The sequence below is a fragment of the Methylobacterium sp. Leaf94 genome, assembly GCF_001426045.1.
Classification (GTDB): Bacteria; Pseudomonadota; Alphaproteobacteria; order Rhizobiales; family Beijerinckiaceae; genus Methylobacterium.
On sequence record NZ_LMRM01000045.1, the window covers coordinates 62,542 to 77,961 of the forward strand.

Annotated in this window: 13 protein-coding genes and 1 pseudogene; 8 read left to right on the plus strand and 6 right to left on the minus strand. The window is 67.6% G+C overall.

The window, feature by feature from the left end; translation table 11 throughout:
• Window positions 1–11: 11 nt before the first annotated feature.
• Window positions 12–263, minus strand: coding sequence for a hypothetical protein (locus tag ASG63_RS18785; protein WP_056220000.1), 252 nt, complete (start codon window positions 261–263; stop codon window positions 12–14).
• A 225-nt stretch (window positions 264–488) separates the two neighbouring features.
• On the opposite strand from ASG63_RS18785, the gene ASG63_RS18790 reads away from it, so the two are divergent.
• The gene (locus ASG63_RS18790; RefSeq protein WP_056220003.1) at window positions 489–704 is read left to right on the plus strand and encodes a hypothetical protein; all 216 of its coding nucleotides are present in this window, start codon (window positions 489–491) and stop codon (window positions 702–704) included.
• A gap of 623 nt (window positions 705–1,327) precedes the next feature.
• Here ASG63_RS18790 and ASG63_RS24610 read toward each other — a convergent pair.
• From ASG63_RS24610 to ASG63_RS18800, 3 genes are all read right to left on the minus strand, one after another.
• Window positions 1,328–1,819, minus strand: coding sequence for a lipocalin-like domain-containing protein (locus ASG63_RS24610; protein WP_082559394.1), 492 nt, complete (start codon window positions 1,817–1,819; stop codon window positions 1,328–1,330).
• 302 nt (window positions 1,820–2,121) lie between these two features.
• Window positions 2,122–3,192, minus strand: coding sequence for a hypothetical protein (locus ASG63_RS18795; RefSeq protein WP_056220007.1), 1,071 nt, complete (start codon window positions 3,190–3,192; stop codon window positions 2,122–2,124).
• Between the two features lie 155 nt (window positions 3,193–3,347).
• Window positions 3,348–6,419 carry a penicillin-binding protein 1A gene (locus tag ASG63_RS18800; protein WP_056220010.1) on the minus strand — a complete coding sequence of 1,024 codons (3,072 nt, stop codon included), beginning with the start codon at window positions 6,417–6,419 and terminating at the stop codon, window positions 3,348–3,350.
• 227 nt (window positions 6,420–6,646) lie between these two features.
• Here ASG63_RS18800 and ASG63_RS18805 point away from each other — a divergent pair, with 227 nt between their 5' ends.
• From ASG63_RS18805 to ASG63_RS18810, 5 genes and pseudogenes are all read left to right on the plus strand, one after another.
• Entirely contained in the window at window positions 6,647–8,314 is a 1,668-nt protein-coding gene (locus ASG63_RS18805) for an alpha-amylase family protein (RefSeq protein ID WP_056220011.1), read from the plus strand.
• Window positions 8,315–8,470: 156 nt separating this feature from the next.
• Complete coding sequence (locus ASG63_RS25540; protein WP_156394252.1) at window positions 8,471–8,983, plus strand: hypothetical protein; 513 nt, start codon at window positions 8,471–8,473, stop codon at window positions 8,981–8,983.
• A gap of 9 nt (window positions 8,984–8,992) precedes the next feature.
• Window positions 8,993–9,283, plus strand: coding sequence for a putative phage abortive infection protein (locus ASG63_RS27120; protein WP_082559395.1), 291 nt, complete (start codon window positions 8,993–8,995; stop codon window positions 9,281–9,283).
• A gap of 98 nt (window positions 9,284–9,381) precedes the next feature.
• Window positions 9,382–9,468: pseudogene (locus tag ASG63_RS26040) on the plus strand (type II toxin-antitoxin system RelE/ParE family toxin); the annotation flags it as partial.
• A gap of 22 nt (window positions 9,469–9,490) precedes the next feature.
• On the plus strand, window positions 9,491–9,790 hold the full coding sequence (locus ASG63_RS18810) for a HigA family addiction module antitoxin (RefSeq protein ID WP_056220016.1): 300 nt from the start codon (window positions 9,491–9,493) through the stop codon (window positions 9,788–9,790).
• Window positions 9,791–9,805: 15 nt separating this feature from the next.
• Here the strand turns inward: ASG63_RS18810 and ASG63_RS18815 are convergent, their stop codons facing one another.
• Complete coding sequence (locus tag ASG63_RS18815) at window positions 9,806–11,440, minus strand: ABC1 kinase family protein (protein WP_056220018.1); 1,635 nt, start codon at window positions 11,438–11,440, stop codon at window positions 9,806–9,808.
• Between the two features lie 335 nt (window positions 11,441–11,775).
• On the opposite strand from ASG63_RS18815, the gene ASG63_RS18820 reads away from it, so the two are divergent.
• Both ASG63_RS18820 and gyrB read left to right on the plus strand, forming a co-directional pair.
• Complete coding sequence (locus tag ASG63_RS18820; RefSeq protein ID WP_056220021.1) at window positions 11,776–12,420, plus strand: MBL fold metallo-hydrolase; 645 nt, start codon at window positions 11,776–11,778, stop codon at window positions 12,418–12,420.
• 220 nt (window positions 12,421–12,640) lie between these two features.
• Window positions 12,641–15,088 (plus strand): DNA topoisomerase (ATP-hydrolyzing) subunit B, encoded by a 2,448-nt coding sequence (gyrB, locus tag ASG63_RS18825; RefSeq protein ID WP_056220024.1) that lies wholly within the window; start codon window positions 12,641–12,643, stop codon window positions 15,086–15,088.
• A gap of 207 nt (window positions 15,089–15,295) precedes the next feature.
• On the opposite strand, the gene ASG63_RS24620 is transcribed toward gyrB, so the two are convergent.
• Complete coding sequence (locus tag ASG63_RS24620) at window positions 15,296–15,412, minus strand: DUF2474 family protein (protein ID WP_082486892.1); 117 nt, start codon at window positions 15,410–15,412, stop codon at window positions 15,296–15,298.
• Window positions 15,413–15,420: the final 8 nt, after the last annotated feature.

Below are 15,420 nucleotides of genomic sequence, written 5' to 3' on the forward strand. Positions count from 1 at the left end.
CCCGTCGCACCTCAGCGCGCCTGTCCGGCCTCGTCGCCCTCGCCGATGCAGTCGAGGGCCCGTTCCACGGCCGTCACGGCATCGAGGAGGTTCTGGACCGTGCGCTCGACCTCGCGGGCCGGGCGTCCCATGGCGGCGGCCCGGGCGCTCACGAGCTCCAGCTGCTCCAGGAGCGCGAAGAGGTCGTCGGCGACGGCGACCACGTCGGTGACGACGACCGGCGGAGCGGCGGGGCGGCGGAGGAAGGGGACGACGTTGCTCATCGGCCCTATGTCTCGCGTGTTCCCGGCCAAAGCGCCAGCCTGCGCGGGCCCCGATTCCCCATCTTCACCCCCGAACCGCCGCTTCCTTGCGGAGGTGGTGAGCATTTTCGTGGCGCGGCGACATCAGTGCGGCAGGAACCGGCGACGATTCGTTAGCCTTGCGCTTGACGGGCGCGGGGCCCGGGCAGCACCACAGGCGCTGCTTTCGCCACAGGACCCGCCCCGATGCGCCTCGCTTCCCTCGCCCTCGCTGCCACCCTCCTGGGCGGCCTCTGCGCCTGCAACACCGACAGCCCGAGCGGGCGCAGCGGTCTCTCCGACGCCTTCGACACCAGCAACTATCGCCAGTCCAACGACACCAACGGCACCCAGACCCGCCGCGACGTCAACCGCCAGTACACCCAGCCGTCGATGCCCTCGATCGCCAGCCGCGGCAACTGAGCCGGCGGCGTTCCCCCCGGGGCGTGCTCCTTTCCCCGGTGAGGGAAGGGGGCATCGCGGTGGCGCCCTCCACCGCGTGGGGGACCGGAGCGGCGTGGCCCGACGCCGTCCAGCCGGGGTGATCGCAAGGACCGGTTCGCGCGCCGGAACGGTTGCCGTCGCCCACCCTCTTCCCGGGGCCGCGCAGCGGAGCCCGGACCCGAAGGGGCGCGCCTCTGGCGACCCGGAATGACGGTGGGCCCTCACCGACGGTCACCTCGCCCGGAAGCCGGAACGGGCCAGCGTCGCCCGACGCACGGCCTGGACGCAGGGCGCGTCCCTCTCCCCCCTCGCGGGGAGAGGTTCGGCGTGGGCGTGCTGGGGTGCCCCTCAGGCCGAGGAGGCCGGGGTCAGAACCCAATCCGCGCGACCTGCGAAGGGCTGCTGCGGGTGGGAAGCCGCCCTTGGCCTTTCTCGCCGAAGCGGACATTCCTCTCCACACTTAAACCTCACCCTGAGCGCTGATCCACTCTGTTGCTAAAACGGACGCAACAAGTGCTTTCGTACGGATCGCTCACAATACTTTGAAAAACCAGATTTCGCTTGGCATTATAGGACAATAATGAATCTGAAACCCTCAAGTTTCAAGGATACCGTTCCCAAACAAGCGTGATTACGCTCATCTTGCCGTCGACATTGAACTTAAAGGGCGGAGTGACCAGTGTGAGTTTATTATCGCTGTACTCCACTTCTCTGACCTGTGACGTACCTGTCCAAACCTCATTCCACGACGTATCAATGGCATGTGTGACTTTCTTGCCGTCGAATTTAAAGGTGCCTGCGTAAGCAAAGAAAGTCTTGTGGAGGCGGACCCGATCCTCATCCGTCATCTTATCGTTTGCCGCAGGTTTTTCGCGACCCTCGAAAGCGCAAATCACCATCATGCGCCCGTCTTTCCCATAGTTGATCCAGCCGGTTGGCCGAGGACCACCATAGGCGTCGATTACCTCATTGGTATCCACGATCTTCCGGGCAGCACTCGAAAGGCGCCATGTCCCGTGGATGTCCTGTGTATCTAATGCGAAGGCTCCGGAAGCGCTTACGAAGCACGCCACGGCTGTAGCAACTATTCTCATATGCTGCTCCTGTTGCTGTAAATTCGCAGCATGCGAACCACAGCACTATGGATGGATACTTTACTCACATCCACTCTATCGAATGACTGGGACCGAGAATTGTCATTCGAAACCAGTTTGGCAGAACTCCACCCGTGCCGGTCGTAGGCTTCTGTCTAATTAGCAACCTGGAAGCGGACGTTGTCGGCTTCTGCAAAGGGTCGGGTGCAGACCCTCGCGGGGCCAAGCCGATGGGGTTTTCGACCCGAGCGGCGCCGCCCCCGCCTCCCAACACGGGGGAGGCGTGCTCCATCCCCCCACCCTCAGTTCTTCGCCAGCGCGTCCGCGAAGGCGATCATGCGGTTGCGGGCGTAGGTCGGCAGGCCGGCGCTGATCGAGGTGCCGGTGTTGAAGGACGAGTTGCCCATCAGCACCTGGGCCGGCAGCAGGTTCTTGAGCACCGGCACGCGGGCATATTCCTGCTTGCGGTCGAGGACGTCGCCCTTGATCGCAAGCGCCACGTAGGTGGTCACCACGGTCTTGGCCGGATCGCCCGGCATGGGCTGGAACACCGCCAGGAACTTGCCGAAGCGCAGGATCTGGTTGACCCAGAAGATCGTCTGCTCCAGCCCGCCCGTCACCGGCGTGTCGAGCTTGGTGAGGTTGCCCAGCGCCGCGATCTCCGCCGGGGGCAGGGTGCGCAATTCGCTCTGGAACGAGACGAACTCGGCGATCTTCTTCGAGGCCCCGTCCTCCAGCCGGTTGGCGAGCTTCACGCCCAGCGGCAGCTTGCCTTCAAGGTCGTAGCGCGATTCGATGCAGGTGGTGCCGACCTCGCACCAGGGCCGGTCGGGGCGCTTGGCGAAGGCGGCCGCCGGGTCCTTGTTCGGCGTCGCGTCGGCCGGGTTCAGGGCCTTGTGCTTGATGACCGGGTCCATCTTGGCGACGAAGCCGAGGGTGGCGTAGGCGGCGAGGTCGATGCTCTCCGGGGCCTTGGCCACCACGAAGCGCCCCTGCGCCACGTAGACCTTCAGGGTCTCGTGCCGGCGCTTGGCGACGCCGTTCAGGGTCTGCACGTAATCGGGCTCGACATAGCCCGGATGCGGCGCCAGGGCCGCCCGCTCGCCGGGGCGCAGCTTACCCCAATCGAGATAGGGCACGAGGCCGTTCTCGGGCTTGGCCGGATCGTCGCGATGGTCGGTGAACAGGATGGTGCCGGGCTTCAGCCCGGCGACGCCGGCCGCCTCGATGGCGGGCACGTCCTTGATCCGCTCCGAGACCGCCGGGCTCGCGGGCGGCTGGAGCTTGATGCCCTCCTGGGCGAGGGCCGGGCGGACGGCGCCCCCCGTCAGGGCGAGGGCGAGGAGAAGGGTTGCCGGAAACGGTCTGTGCACGTCGGGGCCTCGGAGGTCGGCAAGAGGGGGTCGGCAAAGGGGGGTCGGCAAAGGGGGTCGAGGAGAGGGGGTCGAGGAGAGGGGGTCGAGGAGAGGGGGTCGAGGAGAGGGGGTCGAGGAGAGGGGGTCGGGGCCGTGCCCCGGGCGGGGCGCCCTCAGAAGCGCGGCTCGTCGCCGAACAGGTAGTCGGGATCGCGGCGGCGCTGGCGCGGCCGGATCTCCTCCTCGTCGCCGAAGGGCGAGCGCTGCGTGCCCGGCCAGGGCTGGTAGGTCTCGGACTGGGCCCGGCGGTTGCGCCGCTCGCCGTAGGGATCGAGGAGGTCGCTCTCGGGCTGGGCCCGGCGCCGATCGTCGTCCGGCTGGCCCCGCAGGCCGCCGAACAGGCCCCCGGCCAGGTCGGGGGCGTCGTCCTCGGCGCCGAGGTCGCCGTCCTCGGGATCGGGCCGCATGGCGGTCCGGGTCTCGCGGGGCAGCAGCTTGTACTGGGTGTCGGCCATGCGGCCGTCCTTGATCCGGAAATGCTCCAGGACGCCGCCGCCGTCGACGCGCTGGCCGCTGCGCGGATCGATGCTGGCCTCGAGGAGGTCCTGGCGCGCCTCCGGGGAGGGCGGGGCCAGGGACGTGCGCGGCACGCCGTTGGCCCAGGCCGCCTGGAGGATGGTGCCGGCGATGGGCACCGCGAGGTGGCCGCCCGTCTGCCCGCGCCCGAGGGTGCGGCGGGTGCCGTCGGCATTGTCGTAGCCGACCCAGACCACGATGGTGATCTCGTTGGTGAAGCCGGCGAACCAGGCGTCGTTCTCGTTCTCCGAGGTGCCGGTCTTGCCCGCGATCGACGACGAGAACCGGGCGAGCGCCGCGGCCGTGCCGTGGTTCGTCACCCCCTGCAGCATGGTCTTGAGCTGGTAGAACGCCACCCGGTCGGCCGAACCGATCCGGGTCGGGGCCCGGGCCTCGCGGGTGTAGAGGGTCTTGCCGTCGCGCTCGACCGACTCCAGGGCGTAGGGCGCGGGCCGGGCGCCCTCGTTGGCCACCGCGGCGTAGAACGCGGCGAGGTCCACCATCCGCACGGGCTGCGCGCCGAGCACGAAGGGATAGTAGCGCTCGCACTCGGCGTAGATCTGCGCCTCCAGGGCGAGGTCGCAGACCTTCTGCAGGCTGGCCGGCGCCTTGTCGGCGATGCCGCCCTGGAGCAGGCGGGCGGTGACGAGGTTCTTGGAGAATTCCAGGCCCCGGCGCAGGGTCGTGGCCCCGGCTCCCGTGCCCTCGTAGTTCTTGGGCGACCAGGAATCGCCGACGCCGCCGATGGGCGGCAGGGTGATGGCGGAATCCAGCACCAGGGTGTTGGGCTGCAGGCCGGCATTGAGCGCGGCGAGATAGGTGAGGGGCTTCAGGGTCGAGCCCGGCTGGCGCACGGTCTGGGTGACGCGGTTGAGCTGGCTCACCGGATAGGAGAAGCCGCCCGCCATGGCGAGGATGCGCCCGGTCCGGTTCTCCAGCACCAGGGCGGCGCCCTGGACGCTCGGCCGGACCCGCAGGTCGGCGCGCGGCGCCTTCGCGTTCGGATCGCGCAGCTTGACCCGCACCACGTCGTAGGGCTGGAGCTTTCCGCGCGCCGGGCCGGGCTCGAGGCTGGCGGTGCGGCCGTCGGCGAGGCCGACCTTCGCGGTGCCGCCGCGCCCGGTATCCAGGACCACGGCCAGAGGCCAGTGCACGTCGTAGAGGACGGGCCGGGCGGTCTCCAGCGCCCGCTGCCAGGCCGGCTTGGGGCGCTCGACCTTGGGCGCGGCCTGCTCCGCCGCCTTCTCGGCGGCGGCCGCGGCCTTGCGCTCCGCCTTCGTCTTCGGGGCCGGCTTCGGAGCCGGAGCAGCGGCCGGCTTGACCGGATCGCCCGTGAGGAGGGGGACGCCCAGGGGCGAGGCCTCGGCGGCGGGGATGGCGGCCTCGAGCTTGCGCACGGCCTCGGCGAGGTTGAGCTCCGGCCCCTCGTAGCGGGCGCGGCCGGTGGCGCGCTCGTAGGTGGAGAGGCCCTCCTGCAGGGCGGTCTCGGTGGCGGTCTGCAGGCCGGCGTTGATCGTGGAGCGCACCACGTGGCTGGCGGCGGTGAGGGAGTCGACGCCCGCGAAGGTGCGCACCTCCCGGGCCAGGTGGTCGACGAAGTAGAAGCCGGAATCGCGCCGGACCGCGTCGATCGGCTTCAGGCCGAGGGGCGCGTTGGCGGCCTCGCCGAGCTGCGCCTCGGTGATGACGCCCTCCTCCTTCATGCGCGCCAGCACGTAGGCCCGGCGCTCGCGCGCCCGGTCGGGGTACTTGTCGGGGCTGTAGAAGTTCGGGCCCTTGGGCATGCCGGCCAGCAGCGCGGCCTCCGTCACGGTGAGCTGGCCCACCGATTTGCCGAAATAGCTGCGCGCGGCCATCTCGATGCCGTAGGCGCCGCGGCCGAGATAGATGCCGTTGAGGTAGAGCTCCAGGATCTGCGGCTTGCCCAGGATGTGCTCCAGGCGGGAGGCCACGATCATCTCGCGGATCTTGCGCTCGTAGGTGACGTCGTCGCCGACCGAGAGGTTCTTGACCACCTGCTGGGTGATGGTGGAGCCGCCGGCCGGGCGGCCCGGGGAGGCGAGGTTGCCGATGAAGGCGCGGATCACCCCGCGCTCGTCGATGCCCCGGTGGGTCTCGAAGCGCTTATCCTCGGCCGCCACGAAGGCCTTCTGCACCATCGCCGGCACCTCGGCGATCGGCACGCTGAGGCGCCGGCCATTGGCCTCGAAGGCCTCGGCGTAGCGCTTGCCCGATCCGTCGAGGATCAGGGAGGCGCCGGGGAGCTTGCGCTCCTTCAGGGCCTCGGCCGAGGGCAGGTCGGCCACCGCCTTGTTGTAGAAGGCGATGACCTCGGCCGCGTCGAAGGGCGAGTCCTTGGGGGTCTCGCCCTTGCAGAACTGGCGGTAGCTGACGTTGAGCTCGCCGATGTCGAGGCCGTGCAGGATCTTGGGGGCGCTCGCGCCCGCCACCGCGCTGGGGTCCTCCATGGCGGTGGAGATCAGCTCGTCGAGGTTGATGTCCTCGATGTCGAAGGCCTTGCGCATGTGGGCGCAGCCGTCGCGCAGGATCTGCACCACCTGGGCCTTGTCGGCCACGGGATCGAACTGCGTCTTCACCGCATCCGGCCGCGTCGTGACCTGACTGAGCGTCAGCGCCGTGGCGAACAGCTTGATCAGGATGATGTTCATGCGGGCCGGGATACCGGGAGTGGGGTCGTGGCGCGGAGGGCCGCACGGTCATAGCCGAGACCGCGCGCCGGAGCGTGGCAGATGCGCTGCACAAGGCGGCTGATTTAAGGACGGGATGGCCACGCTCGGGGCGTTCCGCACTGGCCAAGCTCACGGCAACGCTCACGGCAACGCTTTCCCGCGGGCCCGCGTTGTGGCCCGGGGCGCCCGCTCCCGGGGATGACGGCATGATCAAGGACCTCTGGTACAAGAACGCCATCGTCTACTGCCTCTCGGTCCGGACCTTCCTCGACGGCAACGGCGACGGCATCGGCGACTTCGCCGGGCTGGAGCGCCGGCTCGACTACCTGCAGGGCATCGGCATCACGGCGATCTGGCTGATGCCGTTCCAGCCCTCGCCCAAGCGCGACGGCGGCTACGACATCTCCGACTATTACGGCGTCGATCCGGATTACGGCTCGCTCGGCGACTTCGTCGCCTTCACCCACGCGGCCAAGCAGCGGGGCCTGCGCGTCCTGATCGACCTCGTGGTCAACCACACCTCGGACCAGCACCCGTGGTTCCAGTCCGCCCGCGCGGACCCGGACTCGCCCTACCGGGACTGGTACGTCTGGTCGAAGACCCGGCCGCCCCACGCCGACGAGGGCATGGTCTTTCCCGGCGTCCAGACCACGACCTGGACCCGCGACGCCAAGGCGGGGGCCTACTACTTCCACCGCTTCATGCCGTTCCAGCCGGACCTCAACACCGCCCATCCGGCGGTGCGGGCCGAGATCCAGAAGATCATGGGCTTCTGGATCCAGCTTGGGGTCTCGGGCTTCCGCATGGACGCGGTGCCGTTCGTCATCGCCAAGAAGGGGCCGGACGTCACGGGCGAGCCCGACGAGCAGTTCGACATGCTGCGCGACTTCCGCGAGTTCCTGCAGTGGCGCCAGGGCGACGCCATCATCCTGGGCGAGGCCAACATCCTGCCCAAGAAGGACCTCGCCTATTTCGGCGACGACGCCGACCGGCTCCACATGCTGTTCAACTTCCCCGTCAACCAGGCCCTGTTCTACGGCCTCGCGGCCGGCGACGGGCGCCCCCTGGCCAAGGCGATGCGCAAGACCTGGAACCGGCCCGATTCCGCCCAGTGGGCGGTGTTCCTGCGCAACCACGACGAGCTCGACCTCGGGCGGCTCACTGAGGCCCAGCGCCAGGCGGTGTTTTCCGCCTTCGGGCCCGAGAAGGGCATGCAGCTCTACGACCGGGGCATCCGGCGGCGCCTCGCCCCGATGCTCGGAGGCGACCAGCAGCGCATCGAGCTCGCCTATTCGCTGATGTTCACCCTGCCGGGCACACCCGTGCTGCGCTACGGCGACGAGATCGGCATGGGCGACGACCTCTCGCTCAAGGAGCGCGAATGCGCCCGCACGCCGATGCAGTGGAGCGGCGAGGCCCAGGGCGGCTTCACCAAGAGCGAGACCCCGACCCTGCCGGTGATCGACCAGGGCGCCTACGGCTTCGACCACGTCAACGTGGCCAGCCAGCGCCACGACCGCGGCTCCCTCCTGAACTGGATGGAGAGCGTGATCCGCACCCGCAAGGAGGTGCCGGAGATCGGCTGGGGCGACTTCACCGTGATCGAGACGGCCTCGCAGGCGATCCTGGCGATCCGCTACGACTGGGAGGGCAATTCCGTGCTCTGCGTGCACAACCTCGCGGGCACGCCGATGGAGATCGCACTCTCGGCCGGAATCGAGGGGCCGGAGGGCCACCTCCTCGTCGACCTCCTCACCGGCCGCCGCTGCGAGGCGGACGCGGAGGGCCGCCACTGCCTGATGATGGAGCGCTACGGCTACCACTGGTTCCGCGTCGGCGGCCTTGACGCTCCGCTGAAGCGGCGGGTGGGGTAGGCGGTCGTGAGCGGTTTCAGCATGAGATCGTATCAGTGCGGTAGATAGACCAAGCCAAGCAAACTTAAATTTTTTGCGCATTGCGCATAACTTACAGTTGCACTAAAATCCTCAAGGGCAGGGTGATGAGATCTAGTCCGCAAGCTGGGGTTTTTAATGCGCAAATTCATTCGATTTTTGAGAAGTACTGACTCATTAGAGCTGACATTACCGCTTCTTTCTATCGCTGGGCTATTTATTACTGTTTTGGTTTTTAGCATACTTTTGAATAACAAAGACGATATCGATGCGGCACCTAGATTAGGCCAGTATGGAGATTTCTTCGGCGGATTCTCAAATCCACTATTAACATTTCTAACATTTTTGGGCGTTTTATATACTGTTTACTTGCAAAGAGAGGCGCTAAACATAAGCAAAGAGGAAGCCAAAAAAGCAACAGAAAATCTAAGAGCGAATGCTTTCACGATCTCCAAGCAAAACTTTGAAGCAACTCTATTTCAAATGATAAATCTTCATGACTCAATAGTTTCAGCAACCATAACTCAAGACGGAAATTTTCAATCTGTGCAAGGAAGGGTCGCTTTCGGCGAACTTCTAAACAAACTATCTCGGTATTACACCAATAATCAATCTAATACGTCCGCATCATATATCAATTTTTATAATTAAAATCGTAATATTCTCGGTCATTACTATAGAGTACTATTTAATGTCGTGAGATTTATAGACGAAAAATGTCCCGTTCCAGACGGAGGAAATGATATATTTGAAAAAATGACTTACGCTCGGATACTTAGAGCCCAGATGTCAGATGCAGAGTTAATTCTTATGTTTTACAATGTGACCGCCGGACCCGGTGGAGAATTTATTCACTATATCCAGAGATTCGATATATTTGACAATCTTGATGAGTCGCTGCTTTTTAGCAAAAGCGACAAAAATCTACTCCGCACGATAAGGCCGTCGTGAACCTGCCTTCTGAAATATCAAATTGAAATAATTCTTTGCTTTTGACGTACAAAAACATTGCAACTGCTGAAGCTCAAGGGAGAATTTTCTGTTCGCAAAGCATCCGCATCAACGATCAGTGGCGGATCTGCTTTGTCTGGACGGAGCAGGGCCCGGAGGATGTCGAGATCGTCGACTATCATTGAAAGACCGCACAGGAGATCGGCCATGGCCCGCATCCGCACCCATCCCGGCGAGATCCTCGTGGAGGCGTACCTGACGCCGCTCGCCCTGTCGGCCCGGCAGTTCGCGGCGGAGATTGGCGTGCCGCCCAACCGGGTCTCCGAGATCATCCGGGGCCGGCGCGGCATCACCGCCGACACCGCGATCCGCCTCGGCGTCCGCTTCGGAACCACGCCGCAATTCTGGCTCAACCTCCAGAACGCCCACGACCTGTCGAAGGCGCGGGCGACGGTGGATGATTCCGGCGTCCGCCCCCGCGCGGCCGAGCCTGCCGCGGCGTCCTAGGGGGCGCCCGCCCCGCTACTTGTTGCGCCCCAGCAGGACCAGCCAGCCGATCCCGATCACGCAGACCATGGCGCCGACCGTGATGAAGGCCGGCGTGCCGAGGTCCATGAAGCGGGGGGCGAGCTGCGTGGCGAAGGCGGCGACGATGAGCGCCACCGCGATGCGGGCGGCGGCGCGCTCGATGCCGCGGGTGAGCTTCTCGATGCCCTTGAGCTCGATCTCGACGGTGACGCGGCCCTGCTTCAGGCGCACCAGCATGAGGTGGATCAGGGTCGGCAGCTCGGAGGCCGCGCCGAACAGGCCGGCGCCCACCGCCTCGACCTTGCGGGTCAGGCCCTTGATCGAGAACTGCGAGGCGAGCTTGCGCCGCACGGTCGGCCCGGCGGCCGAGAACAGGTCGAAGCCGGGGTCGAGCTGGCGCATCACCCCGTCGGCGGTCACCAGCCCCTTGAACAGGATGGCCAGATCCGTGGGCATGGCGAGGTCGTTCTCGCGGGCCATGGTCATGAAGTCGGTGAGCAGCGCCCCGAAATCCAGGGAGGCGCCGGTGTGGCGGGCGACGAAGGCCTGCGACGAGGCCTCGAGCTTGGTGAGGTCCGGGTTGCTCGAGCCGCTCCAGTCGAGGAGCACGGCCATCAGCCCGTCGGAATCCTCCTTGAGCATGGCGCCGATCAGCATCAGGAGCTGGGTGCGGCGGCGCTGCGAGAGGCGCCCGATGATGCCGAAATCGATGAAGCCGATCCGGTTGTCCGGCATGATCAGCATGTTGCCGGGATGCGGGTCGGCGTGGAACACGCCCTCGATCAGGGCCATCTGCAGGAAGGCGTCGGTGCCCTTCTGGGCGAGCAGCACCTTGTCGTAGCCGGCGGCGTCCAGGCGGGCATGGTCGTTGGGCGGGATGCCGTGCACGAATTCCTGCACCAGCACCCGCTCGGAGGTCCATTCCCAGTGGATCTTGGGCACCACGATGTCGTCGCGGTCGGCAAAGATCGCCGCGATGGTCTCGCAGTTGCGCGCCTCGTTGATGAGGTCGAGCTCGCCGTAGAGGCCGCTGGCCAGGTGGCGCATCTGCTCCTGGGGCTGGTAGCGCCCGAATTCCGGCCACTCGTCCACGACGATGCGGGTGGCGTGGCCCATCAGGCGCAGGTCCGCCTCGATGGTCTTGCGCAGGCCCGGGCGCAGCACCTTCACCACCACCTCCTCGCCGGTCTGCAGGCGGGCGCGGTAGACCTGGGCGATGGAGGCGGCGGCGAGCGGCGTGGTGTCGAACTCGGCGAAGATCTCCGAGGCCGGGCCGCCGAGGTCCTCCTCGAGCTGGGGCCGGATGCGCTCCCACGGGATCGGCGAGACCTGGCTGTGGAGCTTCTCCAGCTCCTCGGTCCATTCCGGGGTCAGGAGGTCGGGCCGGCTCGCCAGGATCTGGCCGAGCTTCACGAAGGTCGGCCCCAGGGTCTCGATGGCGCGCCGCACCCGCTGGGGCTGCGACAGGCGGGCGATGTCCACCTGCGGCGTCCGGCGCTTGGCGAGGCGCGCCACCTGGGCGAGGCCGAGGCGCTCCACCACCTTGGTGACGCCGAAGCCGATGAGGACGGACGCGATCTCCCCGAGGCGCTGCCGGTCCCGTGCGGCGACGAAGGCGGTTTTCAGCATGTGCGCAAGGGGCCCGGATGGGGGAGGGGGACGGTGGCTCGCCCGGCGAGGCGTGCGGCCGGACCGTGGTTAAGGCTCCGTTAGGCCCGTGGCGAGGCCGAAGTTTGACCATGAGGCCGCGACATGGGGGCCGCGACATGGGGGCCGCGACACGGGAACGGCGACCGGGGAGCCGCGCGGCGGGGGACGCGGCGGGCGCGGCGGATTCGCCCCCGCACCGATCTCGGGCTAGACAGGCCGCCACCGGCGCCGCTGCGGCGCCCGCCCTCACGTCCACCCCGCGCTCCGGCGGCGCCGACCCCGCGCCGCCGCGGCGCCATCCCGCGAGACCCCCGATGCCAGGCACGCCCCGCGCCGGAATCATTCCGGTGACCCCCTTCCAGCAGAACTGCACCCTGATCTGGTCGGACGAGACCAAGGTCGGCGCCGTGGTCGATCCGGGCGGCGACCTCGACCGGATCGAGGCGGCGATCGCCGCCCAGGGCATCGCCATCGAGAAGATCCTGCTCACCCACGGGCACATCGACCACGCCGGCGGCGCGGCCGAGCTGCGCGACCGGCTCGGCGTGCCGATCGAGGGGCCGCACGAGGCCGATCGCTACCTCCTCGACAGCCTGCCGGAGACGGGCGCCAATTACGGCCTCGACGGGGCCCGGGCGGTGACGCCGGATCGCTGGCTGGGCGACGGCGACGTGGTCGAGGTCGGCGGCCTGGCCTTCGACATCCTGCACGCCCCCGGCCACTCCCCCGGCAGCGTGGTGTTCATGAGCCGCGACGCGCGCTTCGCCCTGGTCGGCGACGTGGTGTTCAAGGGCTCGGTCGGCCGCACCGACCTGCCCGGCGGCAACCACGAGCAGCTCATCCGGGCCATCAAGGACAAGGTCCTGCCGCTGGGCGACGACGTCGCCTTCATCCCCGGCCACGGCCCCACCAGCACGCTCGGCGAGGAGCGCGTGTCGAACCCGTTCCTGCAGGATTGAGGCCGGCCGGGCCCCGTCGGCCGGATCCCGGCGGGGCCTTGACGGGGGGTTAACGCGAACGGGGCATCGTGGTCGCGATTCCGGGGGTCTACGGGCCCGAAAACGATGCATTCCCAGTGGGAAATGCTTATATTGCGCGGGTCAAGAAGAAATGCAGGCGGCGGGGGCCCGGCCTGGGCCGGCAAGTCCGGCCTGAATGCCCGCCTGCCCGAGGAAGTTCATGTCCGACAGTTCCCATAACCTCGCCGCCGATGCCTACGGCGCGGAATCCATCCGGGTCCTCAAGGGCCTCGACGCGGTGCGCAAGCGCCCCGGCATGTATATCGGCGACACCGACGACGGCTCGGGCCTGCACCACATGGTCTACGAGGTGGTCGACAACGCCATCGACGAGGCGCTCGCGGGCCACGCGGACCTCGTCACCGTCACGCTGAACGCCGACGGCTCCGTCACGGTCTCCGACAACGGCCGCGGCATCCCCACCGACATCCACAAGGAGGAGGGGGTCTCGGCGGCCGAGGTCATCATGACCCAGCTGCACGCGGGCGGAAAGTTCGACCAGAACTCCTACAAGGTCTCCGGCGGCCTGCACGGCGTCGGCGTCTCGGTGGTCAACGCCCTCTCGCAATGGCTGCGCCTGCGCATCTGGCGGGGCGGCCGCGAGCACGCGATGGAGTTCCGCCACGGCGACGCGGTCTCGCCGCTGATCGTCGTCGGCGACGGCAACGGCCGGCGCGGCACCGAGGTGTCGTTCCTGCCCTCCACCGACACCTTCACGATGATCGAGTTCGACTACGCGACGCTGGAGAAGCGCCTGCGCGAGCTCGCCTTCCTGAATTCCGGCGTGCGCATCGTCCTCACCGACGCCCGCCACGCCGAGCACAAGCGCGAGGAGCTGTACTACGAGGGCGGCATCGAGGCCTTCGTGCGCTACCTCGACCGCTCGCGCAAACCCATCGACGGCATGCAGAAGCCCGTCATGGTGCGGGCCGAGCGCGACAACATCCGCGTCGAGGTGGCGCTCTGGTGGAACGACTCGTTCAACGAGACCGTGCTGCCCTTCACCAACAACATCCCGCAGCGCGACGGCGGCACCCACATGGCGGGCTTCCGCGCCGCCCTCACCCGGCAGATCACCGGCTATTCGGAATCGTCCGGCATCGCCAAGCGCGAAAAGATCTCGCTGACCGGCGAGGATTGCCGCGAGGGCCTCACCGCCGTGATCTCGGTGCAGGTGCCGGACCCGAAATTCTCCTCGCAGACCAAGGACAAGCTGGTCTCCTCCGAGGTGCGCCCGGCCGTGGAGAACGTCCTCAATGAGGGGCTCTCGAACTGGCTCGAGGAGAACCCGGCGCTGGCCCGCTCGGTGATGGCCAAGGTCATCATGGCGGCCTCGGCCCGCGAGGCGGCCCGCAAGGCCCGAGAGACCGTGACCCGCAAGGGCGTCCTCGACATCGCCTCGCTGCCCGGCAAGCTCGCCGATTGCCAGGAGCGCGATCCCTCGAAGTGCGAGATCCTGCTGGTGGAGGGCGATTCCGCCGGCGGCTCGGCCAAGCAGGGCCGCGACCGCACCTTCCAGGCCGTTCTCCCGCTGCGCGGAAAAATCCTCAACGTGGAGCGGGTGCGGGCCGACCGGATGCTGTCCTCGGCCGAGATCGGTACCCTGATCACCGCGCTCGGCGCCGGTATCGGCCGCTCGTCCACGGACCGCGAGGGCTTCAACCCCGACAAGCTGCGCTACCACCGCATCATCATCATGACGGATGCCGACGTGGACGGCTCGCACATCCGCACCCTGCTGCTGACCTTCTTCTTCCGGCAGATGCCGGAGGTGATCGAGCGCGGGCACCTCTACATCGCCCAGCCGCCCCTCTACAAAGCCGCCAAGGGCAAGTCGGCGCTCTACCTCAAGGACGAGCGGGCGCTGGAGGACTACCTCATCGATGCCGGCGTCGAGGGCGCCGTGCTGCGGCTGGCCTCCGGCACCGAGTTCGGCGGCCCGCAGCTGAAGTCCCTGGTCGAGGAGGCCCGCCAGTTCCGCGGGCTGATGCAAGCGCTCCACACCCGCTACGACCGCGCCGTGGTCGAGCAGGCCCTGATCGCCGGCGCCTTCCGGGCCAATGTCGACGAGAACGCGGCCGAGGCCGAGGTGCTGGCCGAGGAGGTCGCCCGGCGCATGGACCGGATCGCCGACGACATCGAGCGCGGCTGGGAAGGCGCCGTCTCGGAGGGCGGCTACGTCTTGAGCCGGACCCTGCGCGGCGTGCGCCAGGTGGCGACCCTCGACGCCTCGCTGCTGGCCTCGCAGGAGGCGCGCCGCCTCGCCGACCGGGCGGAGGCCCTGCGCGAGATCTACGACCAGCCCGTCACCTACGCGCGCAAGGGCGACGAGACCACCCTGCACGGGCCCGTCGGCCTGTTCGAGGCGGTGATGGCCTTCGGCCGCAAGGGCCTGCAGCTGCAGCGCTACAAGGGCCTCGGCGAGATGACCGCCCAGCAGCTCTGGGAAACCACCCTCGACCGGGACGTGCGCTCGCTCCTCCAGGTCAAGGTCAAGGACACCCAGGACGCCGACGACCTGTTCGTGAAGCTGATGGGCGACGTGGTCGAACCCCGCCGCGAGTTCATCCAGGACAACGCCCTCAGCGTCGCCAACCTCGACGTCTGAGGCGGGCCGGGTTCGGGCCTGAACCGCCCCCTCGCGGCCGTCGAACCCCATCGGGCTTCGGCGGCCAACAGGGAGCCCCCGACCTTGCGACGGATCGCGTCGCCTCGGCCGCGCGAGACACGGTGGCCTGCGCCGATGCGGCCTGCCCGATGACCCGTTCGAACCGGGAGGGGGTCGGTGAACGCGGCTGGGCCGAGACGGCCCTCGTCATACGACCTTGAGGAGCCATCGCAGGGGCAGGGCGACCGCCGTGAGGCAGGCGATGCCGCCGGCCCACAGGGCCCCGAACCAACCGAGGCGGCGCATCCAGCGGGGGATGGTCATGGTCCGCC

Excerpts from the sequence above, each read along its gene's own strand:
- ASG63_RS18820 (WP_056220021.1), top strand. The coding sequence starts at position 11,776 with ATGCCAGGCACGCCCCGCGCCGGAATCATTCCGGTGACCCCCTTCCAG.
- ASG63_RS18815 (WP_056220018.1), bottom strand. The coding sequence starts at position 11,440 with ATGCTGAAAACCGCCTTCGTCGCCGCACGGGACCGGCAGCGCCTCGGG.
- ASG63_RS25540 (WP_156394252.1), top strand. The coding sequence starts at position 8,471 with ATGCGCAAATTCATTCGATTTTTGAGAAGTACTGACTCATTAGAGCTG.
- ASG63_RS24610 (WP_082559394.1), bottom strand. The coding sequence starts at position 1,819 with ATGAGAATAGTTGCTACAGCCGTGGCGTGCTTCGTAAGCGCTTCCGGA.
- ASG63_RS18800 (WP_056220010.1), bottom strand. The coding sequence starts at position 6,419 with ATGAACATCATCCTGATCAAGCTGTTCGCCACGGCGCTGACGCTCAGT.
- ASG63_RS18805 (WP_056220011.1), top strand. The coding sequence starts at position 6,647 with ATGATCAAGGACCTCTGGTACAAGAACGCCATCGTCTACTGCCTCTCG.
- gyrB (WP_056220024.1), top strand. The coding sequence starts at position 12,641 with ATGTCCGACAGTTCCCATAACCTCGCCGCCGATGCCTACGGCGCGGAA.
- ASG63_RS18785 (WP_056220000.1), bottom strand. The coding sequence starts at position 263 with ATGAGCAACGTCGTCCCCTTCCTCCGCCGCCCCGCCGCTCCGCCGGTC.
- ASG63_RS24620 (WP_082486892.1), bottom strand. The coding sequence starts at position 15,412 with ATGACCATCCCCCGCTGGATGCGCCGCCTCGGTTGGTTCGGGGCCCTG.
- ASG63_RS18790 (WP_056220003.1), top strand. The coding sequence starts at position 489 with ATGCGCCTCGCTTCCCTCGCCCTCGCTGCCACCCTCCTGGGCGGCCTC.
- ASG63_RS18810 (WP_056220016.1), top strand. The coding sequence starts at position 9,491 with ATGGCCCGCATCCGCACCCATCCCGGCGAGATCCTCGTGGAGGCGTAC.